Consider the following 16,024-nt stretch of genomic DNA (forward strand, 5'->3'; position numbering starts at 1 on the left):
CAAAATTATCCCTATTTAAGCCTATGGATTAAACCAAGTGTTTTTTTTTACATAACAAATGTGTTTTTCGGGAAAATTGTATCTGTTATTTTTTATCAGAGTTTGCGTATAAATTATATTTATGATAAATGTATTTACCTCGTTTAAAACTAACACATATGAAAATTATAAAATGGGTTTGTTCTATAGTTTTATTAGTAACAATAACCTCAATTCTTTCGTGTAAAGAAACTTCAAAAAGATCTGCTTCAATAGAAGATCAAAACTTTAATAAAGGTTGGCTGTTTAAAAAGGATACCATTGTAGGAGCCGAAGCTATTAACTTTAAAGATACAGAATGGCGAAAATTAGATTTGCCGCACGATTGGGCCATCGAAGGTCCTTTTAGCAATGTTAATAACGCAAGAACAGGAGGGTTGCCTATAGACGGAGAGGTTTGGTACAGAAAACATTTTAATTTAGATCGTTCTTATTCAAACAAACAGGTGTCTATTGAGTTTGATGGTGCCATGGCCAATGCTAAAGTTTGGTTAAATGGCGAGTATGTTGGAGAAAGACCATATGGTTATATTGGTTTTGAACTAGACTTAACACCTTATGCTAAGTTTGGCGAAGAAAATGTCATTGCAGTAAAACTTGTTACTAAACATTTATCGGCACGTTGGTATCCAGGAGCTGGAATTTATAGAAATGTTCGATTAAAGATTAATGATGCGATTCATATTCCGCAATACGGAACTTACATAACAACACCAAATGTTTCCAAAGAGCGCGCAGAAGTATCCATAGAAACTAAAATTAAAAACAGGAGTTCAAGTCATTCAGAAGCTATACTTAATACAATTATAAAGAATGATAAAGGGATGGTAGTTTCAGAAACCAAAACGAATGTTTCAATTGAAAAAGAATCTGAAGCAGTAGCCAATGTCTCTTTAAATGTAGAAAATCCGAAGCTATGGGATATTATAAATCCGGTACTTTATGAAGCTACTAGTACCGTAATTGTAGAAGGTACCATTGTAGATCGATATATAACCAGTTTTGGAATTAGAACCATTGAATTTGATAGAGAAAAAGGGTTTCTGCTAAATGGAAATGCAGTAAAACTAAATGGTGTTTGCATGCACCATGACCAAGGCCCTTTGGGGAGTGCAATTAATTTTAGAGCAAAACAACGCCAGATGCAGATTATGCAGAGTATGGGGGTAAATGCATTGAGAACAAGTCATAACCCACCTTCCCCAGAAATATTGAAAGCTTGTGATGAATTGGGTATTGTTGTTATTGTTGAAGCTTTTGATGAATGGAAAATAGGAAAAGTAGAAAATGGTTACAATAAGCATTTTGATGAATGGCATGAAATAGATTTACGAGATATGATTAAGCGGGATCGTAACCACCCGTCTGTTATTATGTGGAGCATTGGTAATGAGATTTTAGAACAGTCGCAAAAAGACGGATGGAAAATTACTAAACGTTTAAATGATATTTGCCACGATGAAGATAATACGAGACCCACTACTGTAGGGTTTAATTATTTTCCTGCTCCTTTTGAAAACAAATTAGCAGAGTATGTAGATGTAGTAGGGATGAACTACTGGCCAGAAAACTATAAAGAAATTTTAGATAATAACCCGGAAATGATTGTTTATGGGTCGGAAACATCTTCAATGACCAGTAGTCGTGGTGTTTACCATTTACCAATTGAATACACCGAAAAGCATGAAACCAATCACGTTACCAGTTACGATGCCATAGTAGGTCCGCCTTGGGCTTATTTGCCAGATGCAGAGTTTGATGCATTGGCTAAAGAGCCAAGGTCTTTAGGAGAATTTATATGGACAGGTTTCGATTATCTGGGAGAACCAACACCTTATGGTGGTCGGGATAATTCAACAAATGGGTATTGGAATGATGATTGGCCATCGCGCTCATCGTATTTTGGACCCGTTGATTTATGCGGATTCCCTAAAGATAGATACTATTTATACCAAAGTCAGTGGACAACAAAACCTATGGTACATGTGTTGCCACATTGGAATTGGGAAGGTAAAGAGGGCGAAAAAATACCTGTATTTGCTTATACCAATGCAGAAGAAGTAGAATTATTTGTAAATGGTAAATCTTATGGTAAAAAAGTAAAAGGAAAAGATATTACTGAAATTCCAGCAGAGTATCATGAGTTTGAAAAAGGTATGTATAAATCTAAGTATCGTCTTTCTTGGCAAGTACCATACCAACCAGGAGCATTAAAGGTAGTAGCCTTTAAAGGTGGAAAAGAAGTCGCTACCAAAGAAATAAAAACTGCTGGCGCTCCAGCAAAAGTGACATTAATAGCCGATAGAACTGAAATTGATGCAGACGGTAATGATTTATCTTTTATAACGGTTAGGATCGAAGATAAAGATGGGAATATTTGCCCTCTTGCAGACAATTTAGTGAATTTCGATATTCAAGGAGCAGGTGTTTTAGCAGCTGTTGGTAATGGGGACCAAACATCGTTAGCATCTTTTCAAGCAACTAACAGAAAAGCATTTAATGGGCTATGTATGTTTATTGTAAAATCTACTGAAACAGCTGGGGAAATAAAAATTACAGCTTCCTCTAAAGAGCTAGCTTCAGAAACTATTACGGTTAGCACGAATTAATAAAATTTTAAAATGAGACATAAAGTTCTTGTACTATCATTTTTATGTTCTTTCATTATTAATGGATTGATTGGGCAAGAACGCCCTAATATTATTTTCATTTTAACAGACGATCAATCGTACGGGTTAATGGGATGTACGGGAAATGACATTGTAAAGACACCTCATATAGACAAACTTGCAAATGAAGGCAGCCTGTTTACTAATGCCCATATAACAAGTGCGATATGCACACCAAGCAGAATTTCTATTCTGTTAAGTCAGTTTGAACGTAAACATGGTGTTAATTTTAATTCAGGAACCAGTGTTTCCAATGAAGCTTGGGAGCAATCTTATCCAGTGGTTATGCGGAAATCTGGGTATTACACGGGGTGGATTGGGAAAAATCACGCGCCAATTGGCAAAGGAGGGTACCAAAGCGGACTTATGGAAAAAAGCTTTGATTATTGGTATGCCGGTCACGGTCATTTAAGCTTTTATCCCAAAGAAAGGCATGCTATTTTTAACGATGCCACGGCACATACCCAACCAGAAATTATTAACGAAGGCATTAATGACTTTATAGATAATAATGAAAGAAGGCTAAAAGGAGCCATAGAGTTTTTAAATGAAAGGCCTGAAGGCAAACCCTTCCTATTATCAATTAACTTCAACTTGCCACATGGTGCTAGTACAAGTACTATGAAGTTAAAAGACAATGATGATGCCATTTACAAAACACTTTATCGCGATTTAAATATACCGTTACCCGATAATTATGTGGCCAAAGCAGATATAAAAACACCTAAGTTGCCAGCAGATTTGTTAAGAACTGAGGATAGGCAGACAGGCTATAATTATGTAGATGTTCCAGAACAAACAAAAGAAAGATATATACGCCAATTACAGGCTATGACAGGAATAGATCATTTAGTAGGTAATTTAAGAAGTAAACTAAAGGCGTTGAAACTGGATAAAAATACAGTTATCATTTTTACATCAGACCATGGTTTGTTTATGGGAGAACAAGGGCTAGGAGGAAAAGCACTTTGCTATGAAAAAACAACGCATGTTCCGCTTATTGTATTAGATCCTAGGGTTAAACGAAAATTTAAAGGGATTAAAACCGATGCCTTGGTACAATCTATCGATATAGCGCCAACCATGCTAAAAATAGGAGGTGTAGAAGCTCCGAAAACCTTTCAGGGAAAAGATATTTGGTCGTTGGTTAAAGGGGATAAAACCGAAGTTAGGGATTATCTGTTTACAGAAAACCTATGGTCTACACAATTTGGAAACCCGCGATGCGAGGCTATTCAAAATAAAGAATGGAAATATATAAGGTACTATAAGAACGATAATCTATCAGCTTTAAAAAAAATAGAAATAGCCAAAGAGCTAGGCATGGATGTAAACAAAATGTTGTATGCCGTTCACGATACAGATATAGCGTATTACAGGAATTTCGTTGAATCTCCTTTAGAAGGAGAATCCCCGGTTTACGAAGAATTGTATCATTTAAAAAAGGACCCCAATGAGCTTAATAATTTAATTAACGACAATCAATTCCAAAGTGTTTTAGAGAATTTAAAAGAAGTTTGGGAAGTAAAGATTCGAAAAGCAAGAGGGAAAGAAGCTCCAAAAGTGTATAGATATACCTTTGATAGTGAAACGACCTCAAATTATAAAAGTCATTAACAGCAATTAACCGTTAAGGGGGGACGTCATATGAAGAACTGTTATAATTTATTTATTCTTTTTGTATTGGGAGTATGCTCACAAATGAGTGCTACCGAGTATAATGTGATGGCGTTTGGCGCAAAAGGCGATGGTATTACAAAAGACACGAAAGCAGTTCAGGATGCAATAAATGCATGTTCGACCAATGGAGGCGGTACCGTATTAATACCAGCAGGGAAAACAGTCGTTATAGGCACCATTTATATAAAAGATTTTGTAACCCTTCATGTTGAAAATGGAGCTGTTTTAATGGGAAGCCCCGATATTGAAGACTATACCACCGACACGCATAAGAATATGTATAAAAACGAGCCGCATATGGATCGTTGTTTAATCTTTGCTAAAAATGCTAAGTCCTTTGCTTTGGAAGGCTATGGGACTATTGATGGTAATGGGCATCCAAAGAATTTTACAAATAAAGTAGGTAGACCAATGTTGATGCGGTTTATGAATTGCCAAGATATTCATTTAAAAAATCTAACCATTAAAAATCCTGCGGCTTGGGTCTCTGCCTGGCTATACTGTGACGAAATTGTAGTAGATGGAATTAGGATTCACAGCCGTGTAAACCATAATGGAGATGGTTTAGATTTTGATGGATGCACGAATGTTAGGGTGTCCAATAGTTCATTTGATACCAGCGACGACTCTATATGTATTCAGGCATCGCTTATAAGTACTCCAAGTAAAAATATAGTAGTAACCAATTGCACATTTAAAAGTAAATGGGCGGGCATGCGTATAGGTTTGTTATCCAGAGGCGATATAGAATCTGTTACAGTGAGCAACTGCACATTTAACGATATTCAGGATTCAGGTTTAAAGATTCAGCTGAATGAAGGCGGCGAAATGAAAAACATGACCTTTTCAAATTTGGTGATGAATAATGTGCCAAGACCTATTTTTATGACGTTTGCGCAGCAAAAAGCCTGTGTTGATGCACCGGAAGAGATGTATCCCATGAAAGCGATGCACGATTTTATTTTTAATGGTATGGTAGTAGACAATTCAAAAGCGGATAAGAATTCAGCCATTTTTATTACAGGAATGCCAGAGCATGATATAACCGATATTCAGTTGTCTAATATACAATTTACGGTGTCTGGAGGAGGTACAGCCAAAGATGCTAACAAAGACGAGATAAAGGAATACACTCTGGAAACACTTAGTGGTTGGTGGCCAGAATTTCATTTAGTAGGCACATTACCAGCCTATGGTATTTATGCGAGACATATAAATGGATTATTGATTAGTAATGTTCAGATTAATACGGTTGAAAAAGATGAAAGACCTCCAATTGTATTTGACGATGTAAAAAACGCTTATATAAACTCGGTTTATAGTAACAGAAAAATTATTTCAGAAAACGATTTGATTAAACGATAACTCCATGGTTAAAAGGTTGAATGTATTGGTGTTTGGTTTTTTGCTGACGGTTCTTACAATTGAAGGGCAACGTCCTAATATTGTTTGGATAACATCAGAAGATAACTCAAAACATTATTTAAAGCTATTTGACCCAAATGGCGTTGAAACCCCTCATATTGAAAGCTTGGCAAAAAAAGGAATTCAATTTAATCGCGCCTTTTCGAATGCACCTGTATGCAGCGCAGCCAGATCAACATTAATAACGTCTGTTTATGGTCCCAGACTGGCTTCACATTATCACAGAGCAGAGGGAAAAATACAACTGCCCGAAGGCTTCGAAATGTTCCCAGCATTTCTTCGGCGTGCGGGATATTATACCACGAATAATTCCAAGGAAGATTATAATATTATTAAGTCCGATTCAGTTTGGGATGCATCTTCAAAAAAAGCCTCTTGGAGAAACAGGAATGTCGGACAGCCATTTTTTCATGTACATAACATGCATACCACACATGAAGGAAGGCTTCATTTTTCAAAAGAAGACATCGATATTGAACGCTTAAAAGTTCAAGGAAGCCTTGTTTTTGTGCAACCCAATCATCCGCAAACTGAAACTTTTAAGTATTCTAACCTGCTTTATCGAGACAAGATTCAGGCTATGGATAAAGAGGTAGGGGTGGTCATTGAAGCATTAAAGAAAGACGGACTTTTAGAAGATACCATAATTTTTTACTTCTCAGATCACGGCGGCGTATTACCAGATAGTAAAGGGTATTTAAAAGAAACAGGATTGCATGTACCCTTGGTTGTTCAAGTACCATCAAAATACCAGGAACTTTCTAACTTCAAACCCGGATCGAAAACCGATCGCTTTGTGAGTTTTGTAGATTTTGGAGCAACCGTTTTAAGTTTGGCAGGTATTGATATTCCTAAGTTTATGGACGGTGAACCCTTTATGGGTAAACATGCTAAAAATAAGGTAAGCAAAGAACATGAGGGAACGTTGGGGTATGCCGATAGATTTGATGAGAAGTACGATATGGTAAGAAGCCTTCGAAAAGGTACATATAAATACATAAGAAACTTTCAGCCATTCCATGTTAACGGATTAATGAATGCTTATAGGTATAAACAATTAGCCTATGCCGAATGGCAAACGTTGTATGAAAGCGGGCAATTGACTAAAGTACAATCGCAATTTTTCGAGCCTAAACAGCCAGAAGAACTGTATGACGTTAATCAGGATCCTTTCGAAACCAAGGATTTATCTAAAGATCCTAATTTTAAAACGATTTTAAGGTCTATGAGAATGGACATGAAATCGAGATTAACGTCAATGTCGGATTTATCATTTTACCCCGAGTTTTATTTATTGCAGCATGCTAAAAACGATCCCATTGCATTTGGCAGGCAGCATAAAAAAGACATAGAGCGGTATTTAAAGATTGCGAATTTGTCGTTCGAGACCGTTGAGAGTGCCACTCCAAAAGTTAAAAAGCATTTAAAATCCAACGACCCTTGGGAAAGATATTGGGCGCTTACTGTATGTAGTGGTTTTGGAAAATCGATTGAAAAATTACGTCCCATAATCGAAGACATAAGCGAGAATGATTTAGAGTTGATCAATAAAGTTAGAGCGGCAGAGTACTTGGCCATTATAGGGCATAAGAACCCCGAAACGATAATGTGTCAAGCCCTATACCAATCTAACCATGCCATAGAAGCATTACAAATATTGAATGCTATAGTGCTTATGAGGGATTTTTATAATACCTATTCATTCAATATACAATTAAATCATATTCAAGAGGCCGTTAAAAGTAACAAACTGGTACAAGAACGTTTAAAATATTTAACCCAATAACCCCATGCAGAAGACATTTAAAATAAAACTAAATAAGCTATTTATAAGCGCAATCATTGCAACACTGTTATTTAACTGTAATAAAGAAACCCGCGAGTTTAAGATTCAGGATTTTGGAGCAGTAGGAGATAGTTTAACAGTAAATACAGAGGCGATTCAAAAAGCTATCGATGCCTGTTCGGAAAAAGGAGGCGGTGAAGTGGTCGTGACAGATGGCGTTTATATAACAGGAACCATTATTTTAAAAGATAGTGTTACGCTACGCATTGATGAAAATTCAAAACTGGTAGGAAGCTCAAACCCGCAAGACTATAAAAGTATTGATGCCTTTGTTGATGCTACCGGACAAACACGAGGAAATTGTCTTATAGGTTCTAAAAATGCAAAAAATATAGCCATAATAGGAAAGGGCATAATCGATGGAAATGGGGAAGCCTTTCTGGCAAAGAACCTGAGTTTAAAAATGGAAGAAATTAAATTGCCTTCAAATGAGAGAAAAGGCTTTGGAACTAACCGTCCATTTTTATTACGATTTGTAGAATCTTCCCAAATCACATTGAAAGATGTTAATTTAAGACAAGCCGCCGCATGGGCATGTCATTTTTATCAATCAAAAGATATAATAGTGGACGCTATTTCTATATACAATCATGCCAATAAAAACAACGATGGTATCGATCTGGATTCTAGCCATAATATAACTATTAAAAACTGCGACATCAATACAGAAGATGATGCAGTTTGTATAAAATCTACAAGCCCATTACCAACCCATAATGTTGCCGTAAAGGATTGTAAACTAAAAAGCGATTGGGGCGCCATAAAGTTTGGAACCGAGTCTATGGGAGACTTTTTCAATATAAAAATTAGTAACTGCAAAATTTATGATACCCGCGGCGGCGGTATTAAACTATTGAGTGTAGATGGTGCCAAGATGTACGATGTTACTATTGATAGTATTGATATGGACAATGTGGACATGCCAATTTTTATTAGACTTGGGGAGCGACTACGCACTTACAGAAATGCAGAAAAACAAGAAGTAGGAAGTATTGACAACATTGTAATTAAGAACATTAATGCTACAACCAGAAGTTTGGAAAACTCAAGAGTGTCATCGCCCTCAGGGATTTTCATTACCGGTACCCCAAATCATAAAATAAGTTCTGTATTATTAGAAAATATTTCAATCACGCTTCCAGGAAGTGAAGAAAACCTAATTCTTAAAGAAGTAGAAGAACAAGAAACTGCCTATCCCGAGTTTAGTTTCTTTAAAGTTTTACCAGCCTATGGTTTATATGGAAGACACATTGAAAATCTCGAATTAAGCAAAGTAACATTTAACCTTTTATCTAAAGACACCAGAGAAGAAATGGTGTTAAACGATGTCGATAATCAAAATATTAAATAACAAATAAAAGTATATTATGAGAAGAATTAAAACAGCCTCCCTTTTTTTATTGGTCTTGTTTTTAAGTTGTAAGGAAAAGCCAGTTAATGATAAAGTAGAGAAAAGCGAAGCTTCGGTAGCTTTTGAAGCAGATTGGAAATCACTGGAAAAAGTAAACCCAACACCTGATTGGTTTCAAGATGCTAAGTTTGGTATTTATGCGCATTGGGGACCAGTATCTGGAGCTTTTGAAGGAACAGATCCCGAAAAGTACTATGCAGGATGGCACGGTATGAAGATGTATGAGGATGGTACCAAAGTAGAAACAAAAAATGGAAAACCAACAAGTAATTTTTTACACCATAAAGAAAAATATGGAGACCCTGCAGAATTCGGCTATAAGCATATTATAGAACAATTTAAGCCTACAAAATTTAATGCCAAGGAATGGGCTGAGTTATTTAAAAAGTCCGGTGCAAAATTTGCCGGTCCTGTAGCAATGCACCACGATAACTTTGCGATGTGGAATAGCAAAGCCACCCGATGGAACTCTATGAATTATGGAGGTATAGACCCATCTGCAGAGCTTAAAAAAGAAATAGAAGAAAGAGGAATGAAATTTCTGGGGTCGTTTCATCATGCCTTCACCTGGAAGTATTTTGCTCCAGCCCATAAATATGGAGGTGTAGATAAAAGTGATTATGATTTATATACCAATCCACACGATTTAGATTCTACCGAGCCCGATAAAGACTTCTATGACCAGTGGTGGGCAAAATTAAAAGAGTTTATTGATGTGTACCAACCAGATGTTATTTGGTTCGATTGGTGGTTGGAAAATATGACAGAAGAATCACGTCAGAAATTTTTAGCCTATTATTACAATAAAGGACTCGAATGGGGAAAAGACGTTGTAGTTTGCTATAAGGAAACCACATTTCCCGAAAAGGTAGCCGTTAGAGACTATGAAAGAGGACGACCAAACCAACCTAAGGAGCAACTTTGGTTAACAGATACATCGCCAGGTGCATGGTTTTACAGACCGGGCGCAATATTTAAAACATCCAACGATATTGTAGATATATTGGTAGATATTGTTAGTAAAAATGGTTCTATGCTCTTAAATGTTCCTCCAAATCCGGACGGTTCAATTCCGCAGGAAATGAAAGATCTGTTAGTAGATATTGGAGCTTGGTTAGACGTTAATGGTGAGGCTATTTATGGAACAAGACCTTGGACCGTTTTTGGTGAAGGACCAACCAGATTGGCCGAAGGAGGGCATAAAGTTGAAAAACATAAAATTGAATACACGAATAAGGATATTCGGTTCACTAAAAAATCTGAAAAAGAATTTTTTGCCATTGTTCTAGATAAGCCAGAGGGCGAGATAGTCATTAAATCCTTAAGTACGGCATTAGGCATCCTTAATTCTAAAATAGAAACGATTAAACTTTTGGGTAGTGATGAGAAGATTGAATGGACAAGAGGTGATCGAGGTTTGGTTATAAAAACACCAAAAAACCTTGAAAACAAAGAAGCTTACGTGTTTAAAGTTCAAATAGAAGGTTATAAAGAGAATGATATAGGTGGAGATACCGCCGCTCACGAAGATTAAACTTGTGAATTTAATGCATGTTTTATCAAAAATAATTATTGTAACGGCCATTCTTTTGGCTTCGGGGAACAGTTTGGCCCAGAAGAAAAAAGAACGGCCTAATGTTCTCGTTATTTATACCGATGACCACCGTTTTTCAGGAGTTCATGCCCTAGGAGGTATGGAGGTAAAAACACCAAATATGGATGCTTTGGTAAACGATGGGATTGCTTTTACGAATACTTATTTAATGGGAGCATTTTCTGGAGCTACTTGTATTCCAAGTCGAGCTATGCTACATTCTGGGAGGCATTTGTTTAGTCTGGAAGGACAAGGACATAGCATTCCCGATGAACACATAACTATTGGAGAGACTTTTAAAAAAGCAGGGTATAATACCCACATTATAGGAAAGTGGCACAACGATAATAAATCGTTAGTACGTTCTTTCGATTCGGGGCAAAAGATCATGGGGCGCAGTGTGTACTTAACAGATCATTTTAGAATGCCTTATCACGATTGGGATAAAGCAGGTGCTTTTAAGAAAGAAGATGCCTATTTACTGAGCTATGATGATAAAGGGAAGGAAGTAAGAAGAGCAATAACCAAGGCAGATAAGAAAGGACCATTTGGAACAGAACAAGATGGCCCTCATACATCGGAGGTTTTTGCACATGAAGCCGTACAATATTTAAAGAACGCGAAAAAGAAGAAACCGTTTTTTATGTATGTCGCCTTTCATGCCCCTCACGACCCGAGGCAGGCTCCAAAACAATATCGGGATATCTACACACCAGAAAACATAACCCTACCACCATCATACATGGCACAACACCCTTTCGATAATGGACACATGTACTTAAGGGATGAGAGACTGGGACCGTGGCCTAGAACCAAGGGCGTGGCTAAACAACATTTAGCCGATTATTATGCAATCATCACGCACTTAGATGACCAGATAGGAAAAATAATAAAAGCGCTAAAGGACAGTGGTGCTTATAAAAATACCTTAATTGTTTTTGCAGGAGATAGCGGTTTAGCCGTTGGGAACCATGGTTTACTAGGAAAGCAAAATATTTACGATGAAGACGGTATTCATGTACCGTTCATGCTTTCGGGTAACTTGATTAAGGACAAAGGAAGAAAGATTAATGCGTTAAGCTATATTCATGATATTTTTCCAACAGTTTGTGAGTTGGCTCATGTTGAGGCACCGCATTCGGTAAACGGAAAAAGTTTGCTGCCCGTTATTGAGCATATGACAGATGAAGTAAGGAGTACAACCTATCATGCTTATAAGCAATTTCAAAGAGCCTATCGAAAAGGAGATTATAAACTTATCGAATACGTAAGAGCAAACGATTTACACTGGAAATATGGAGAACAAATTAGAGGATCCAGAGTCACGCAGCTTTTCAATATAAAAAACGATCCTTGGGAAACTCAAGATATCTCTTTCTTTCTAGAAAACAAGGAGCTACTCTTAAGCATGCAAAAGGAAATGAAAGCAAAAGCATTAGAGCTAGGCGATAAAAAAGAAAACATCAAAGGAGAAAAATACGATTTCTGGAGTTTTTATTATTAAAGATGATTTATAAACAAATATTAGGATAATTAAGAAGGACATGAATTAAAAGTTTATTGTCAATAATTAAAGTATTAAAATGAAATTTATTAGGTGCATTATTGGTTTACTAATCATTTCTGGTTGCAGCAGTAACACGAAAGCACGAACGTACATGGAGGATGTTGAACTTATTGCAAAAAAAACAAAAATTATAGAATTGCTTTCCGATAATGGGAAAGGAAGAATCGCTATTGCTCCAGAAATTCAAGGCAAGGTTTTAACCACCACTTATGGTGGAAAAAATGGCATGGGTAATGGTTGGTTAAATACATCGGCATTTCAGGGAGAAGATTTAGATGTTGCAGGTATAGGAGGAGAAGATCGGGTTTGGGTTGGTCCTCTGGGAAGCCAGCATTCATTTTACTTCCAGCAAATAAAACCCTTGAATGAAGCTAATTGGCTGGTGCCTCCAAGCTTAAGTTCGGAGCCCTATAAACTAAAAAAGGTTGTTTTAAAAGAAGTGATAATGTCTAAGGAGATGACGCTTACAAACTTTATAGGAACCGAGTTTAAACTTGAAATGTTGAGAAAAGTCATGCTTTTGGAAAAGGAAGAAGTAGAAAGCAACCTCAATATAACTTTTGATGAAAAACTTGACTACGTGGCCTACCAGAGTTCCCATAGTGTAGAAAATAAAGGGGATAATATATGGAAAAAAGAAACCGGGCTAATCTCTATATGGAGCGCAGGGATGTTTGAAGGCACCGATAAATCTGTAGTTATCATACCAGTAAGGGAAAAGACTTCATTAGATAGTATATATCAATATTTAGGACCACTGGATTCCAACAGACTTCAGTTAAAAAATAATACAATACTCTTTAAGGCAGATGGGAAGTATAGAAGTAAAATAGGGATCCCTCATACAATTGCGCCTAGTGTTTATGGTTGCTATTCAAAAGATAAGAATAGGTTAACCATTGTACAGTACAGGAAAACGGAAGAAGTAATGTATTCAAACTCTGAAGTTAGTGTACAGGAGAATCCTTATGAAGGTGAAATAATTCCAATTTACAATAATGGGAATATGGATTATACAGAGGCAAATGAAGCTACTTTTTTTGAGTTAGAATCCACTTCGGCATTTGTAGAATTACCCCCTAATAGGTCTATAGAACATTACCATAGCGTATATCATTTTTCGGGAGAAGAGGATGAACTCAATAAACTATCGGAAAAATTATTAGGAATAAGCTTAAAAGCATGTGTTTTAGAGTAGATAAATTAAGGTATTAATATGAGAGTAAATTTTCAAAATCTGTTTTTAATAGTATTAGCAACATGCCTAACAGCTTGTGTGTCCTCACCAAAAAACAGTGGGCGAGTGGTTGAAGATTTTAATTTTGGATGGAAATTTCATTTAGGAACTGTTGATAAGGCAAGTAGCACCGATTTTGACGATACCCAATGGAGAAAAATTAGACTACCACACGATTGGAGCGTTGAGCATTCGTTTACACAAGAAAACGCCGCTGGAGCCACAGCTTTTTTACCCGGAGGGATAGGCTGGTACAGAAAGACCTTTGAAGTACCGGAAACAACAAAAGATAAAACGACCTGGATTGAATTTGATGGTGCTTATTCAAATTCCGAGGTATGGATAAATGGCCATTATTTAGGCAAACATCCTTATGGTTACACACCTTTTAAATATAATTTAAGTGAGCATTTAAAATATGGTGAAAAGAACTTAATAGCCATAAAAATAGATAGGTCTGCCTATATAGATAACAGGTGGTATCCGGGGTCTGGTATTTACAGACATGTAAAACTGGTTTCGGCACATAAGCTTCATATTCCACAATGGGGTGTTTTTGTTTCTACGCCGAATGTATCAGAAGAAAGTGCAGACGTTCTTGTTCAAACCAACATTGAAAACCAATTCGATACTCATAAACAAGCCGTTGTTGAAACCAGCGTTTATTTCAATACCTTAAAAGTTGCTTCAAAAAGCTACGATTTGAGCATTGATGGAAATAAAGCACAAAGTCTGGATCAATTAATCAGAATTGAGAAACCAAACCTGTGGGATACAGAAAATCCACATTTGTATCAGGCTGTTTCTAAAGTATATGTAGAAGATATTTTAGTAGATACTTATGAAACAACGTTTGGAATTCGTGATATAAAGTTCGATAAGGATACCGGTTTTTATTTAAATGGAAAAAACACGTTGATTAAAGGGGTTTGCCTTCATCATGATGGCGGATTGGTTGGCGCAGCTGTGCCGAAAGGTGTTTGGGAACGCCGTTTAAAAAAGCTTAAGGAAAGTGGTTGCAATGCCATTAGGACGGCGCATAACCCACCATCGGAGGAATTTTTGGACATCTGTGATGCATTGGGTTTTCTAGTTCAGGATGAAGCTTTTGATGAGTGGAACAATCCGAAAGACAAAAGACATAATTATAATCAGCAAGAAGCTAGTCCTTTAACCAGAGGGTATACAGAGCATTTTACCGAGTGGGCAGAGCGCGATTTAAAAAGTATGATTTTAAGAGATAGAAACCATCCTTCGATTATTATGTGGAGTATTGGAAACGAAATTGAATGGACTTATAAACGATACGGGCAATCCACAGGGTATTGGGGCGAAACCAAAGTTGGAGATGTAGATTATTATTGGGATGAACCGCCTTTATCTGTAGAACAAATTAAAACTAATTTCAATAAAGCAGAAGCAGGGTCGTATAATTTGGCTGAAACTGCTAAAAAGCTTTCAAAGTGGGTGAAGGAGGTTGATACAACCAGACCGGTAACTGCAAACTTGGTAATTCCTTCGGTAAGTAATTTTTCAGGATATGCCGAGGCTTTAGATATTGTTGGTCTTAGTTACAGACAATCTGTTTACGATTATTGCCGTAAGCATTACCCGGATATGACCTTTCTGGGTACAGAAAATTGGACGCGTTACCACGAATGGAAACCGGTTTTAGAGAAACCATTTATTTCTGGAATTTTTATGTGGACAGGAATCAATTATATGGGAGAGTCGAACAATTGGCCTAGAAGAGGCAGTGGCAGCGGATTACTTGATTTTGCCGGTTTTGAAAAACCAAGCTACCAGATGTTTAAATCGCTTTGGTCCGACGAGCCTCATATTCATATAACGACGCAAACTTTAGAAAAATCACCTTATAAATTAAATAAATCAACCAATCAGCTTGTTGAAAAAACACCACTATGGTCAGCAAGACAAACATGGGGATGGCAAAATGTAAATGAACATTGGAACTATGAAGCTGGTAATAACATTGTTGTTGAGGTATATACCAATCAGCCCGAAGTTGAGTTGTTTTTAGATAATGAGTCATTAGGAACGAAAAAACTATCTGATTTTAACGATCATATTTTAAAATGGTTGGTACCATACAAAGGAGGAAAACTCAGAGCTAAAAGTACCGGAGTACGAGTTGAAACAACAGTTCAAACTGCTGGCGCTGTTTCACAATTACTACTTGAAGCAGACAAAAAGGACATTAATGCAAATGCTTATGATGTGGTACATTTTACCGTACAACTAGCAGACGAACTAGGGCATGTTATTAAAAATGAGGAAAGAGAAGTAACATTTCACATAGAAGGTGATGCGAGATTGTTGGGTGTAGATAATGGTTCTCCTGCCAGTGTTCAGGATTATCAAAATAATAGTTTAACGACATCAAACGGGAAGGCTTTAATGATTCTACAGTCTAATTTAAACCCTTCTACCCTTAAGGTTAAAGTTAGTTCTGGTAACATTGAAAGTAAAACGATTGAATTAAAAATCAATTAGGCATTACTTAATAATTTGAACTCGATTAACGTGAGTTTTAAA

At 36.7% G+C, this 16,024-nt stretch carries 9 protein-coding genes; all 9 read left to right on the forward strand.

Going from position 1 to position 16,024, the window contains the following annotated elements; translation table 11 throughout:
• The first annotated feature begins 158 nt into the window (after positions 1-158).
• The 9 genes from galB (at position 159) to C1H87_RS18230 (ending at position 15,982) form a co-directional block, all read left to right on the forward strand.
• On the forward strand, positions 159-2,648 hold the full coding sequence (gene galB, locus C1H87_RS18190; RefSeq protein ID WP_102758320.1) for a beta-galactosidase GalB: 2,490 nt from the start codon (positions 159-161) through the stop codon (positions 2,646-2,648).
• A gap of 12 nt (positions 2,649-2,660) precedes the next feature.
• Positions 2,661-4,325: a sulfatase-like hydrolase/transferase gene (locus tag C1H87_RS18195; RefSeq protein WP_102757184.1), complete on the forward strand. Its 1,665-nt coding sequence runs from the start codon at positions 2,661-2,663 to the stop codon at positions 4,323-4,325.
• 30 nt (positions 4,326-4,355) lie between these two features.
• Positions 4,356-5,753, forward strand: coding sequence for a glycoside hydrolase family 28 protein (locus C1H87_RS18200; RefSeq protein ID WP_102757185.1), 1,398 nt, complete (start codon positions 4,356-4,358; stop codon positions 5,751-5,753).
• A 4-nt stretch (positions 5,754-5,757) separates the two neighbouring features.
• The gene (locus C1H87_RS18205; RefSeq protein WP_102757186.1) at positions 5,758-7,599 is read left to right on the forward strand and encodes a sulfatase family protein; all 1,842 of its coding nucleotides are present in this window, start codon (positions 5,758-5,760) and stop codon (positions 7,597-7,599) included.
• 4 nt (positions 7,600-7,603) lie between these two features.
• Positions 7,604-9,010 carry a glycoside hydrolase family 28 protein gene (locus tag C1H87_RS18210; RefSeq protein WP_102757187.1) on the forward strand — a complete coding sequence of 469 codons (1,407 nt, stop codon included), beginning with the start codon at positions 7,604-7,606 and terminating at the stop codon, positions 9,008-9,010.
• Between the two features lie 16 nt (positions 9,011-9,026).
• Positions 9,027-10,604 carry an alpha-L-fucosidase gene (locus tag C1H87_RS18215; protein WP_102757188.1) on the forward strand — a complete coding sequence of 526 codons (1,578 nt, stop codon included), beginning with the start codon at positions 9,027-9,029 and terminating at the stop codon, positions 10,602-10,604.
• Between the two features lie 13 nt (positions 10,605-10,617).
• Positions 10,618-12,168 (forward strand): sulfatase-like hydrolase/transferase, encoded by a 1,551-nt coding sequence (locus tag C1H87_RS18220; RefSeq protein WP_102757189.1) that lies wholly within the window; start codon positions 10,618-10,620, stop codon positions 12,166-12,168.
• Positions 12,169-12,247: 79 nt separating this feature from the next.
• Entirely contained in the window at positions 12,248-13,429 is a 1,182-nt protein-coding gene (locus C1H87_RS18225; RefSeq protein ID WP_158655270.1) for a DUF6786 family protein, read from the forward strand.
• Between the two features lie 18 nt (positions 13,430-13,447).
• A complete protein-coding gene (locus C1H87_RS18230) occupies positions 13,448-15,982 on the forward strand; it encodes a glycoside hydrolase family 2 TIM barrel-domain containing protein (RefSeq protein ID WP_102757191.1) in 2,535 nt (844 codons plus the stop codon).
• Positions 15,983-16,024 lie beyond the last annotated feature (42 nt).

The organism is Flavivirga eckloniae, from assembly GCF_002886045.1.
GTDB lineage: Bacteria > Bacteroidota > Bacteroidia > Flavobacteriales > Flavobacteriaceae > Flavivirga > Flavivirga eckloniae.

Excerpts from the sequence above, each read along its gene's own strand:
- C1H87_RS18210 (WP_102757187.1), top strand. The coding sequence starts at position 7,604 with ATGCAGAAGACATTTAAAATAAAACTAAATAAGCTATTTATAAGCGCA.
- galB (WP_102758320.1), top strand. The coding sequence starts at position 159 with ATGAAAATTATAAAATGGGTTTGTTCTATAGTTTTATTAGTAACAATA.
- C1H87_RS18205 (WP_102757186.1), top strand. The coding sequence starts at position 5,758 with ATGGTTAAAAGGTTGAATGTATTGGTGTTTGGTTTTTTGCTGACGGTT.
- C1H87_RS18225 (WP_158655270.1), top strand. The coding sequence starts at position 12,248 with ATGAAATTTATTAGGTGCATTATTGGTTTACTAATCATTTCTGGTTGC.
- C1H87_RS18230 (WP_102757191.1), top strand. The coding sequence starts at position 13,448 with ATGAGAGTAAATTTTCAAAATCTGTTTTTAATAGTATTAGCAACATGC.
- C1H87_RS18220 (WP_102757189.1), top strand. The coding sequence starts at position 10,618 with ATGCATGTTTTATCAAAAATAATTATTGTAACGGCCATTCTTTTGGCT.
- C1H87_RS18215 (WP_102757188.1), top strand. The coding sequence starts at position 9,027 with ATGAGAAGAATTAAAACAGCCTCCCTTTTTTTATTGGTCTTGTTTTTA.
- C1H87_RS18195 (WP_102757184.1), top strand. The coding sequence starts at position 2,661 with ATGAGACATAAAGTTCTTGTACTATCATTTTTATGTTCTTTCATTATT.
- C1H87_RS18200 (WP_102757185.1), top strand. The coding sequence starts at position 4,356 with ATGAAGAACTGTTATAATTTATTTATTCTTTTTGTATTGGGAGTATGC.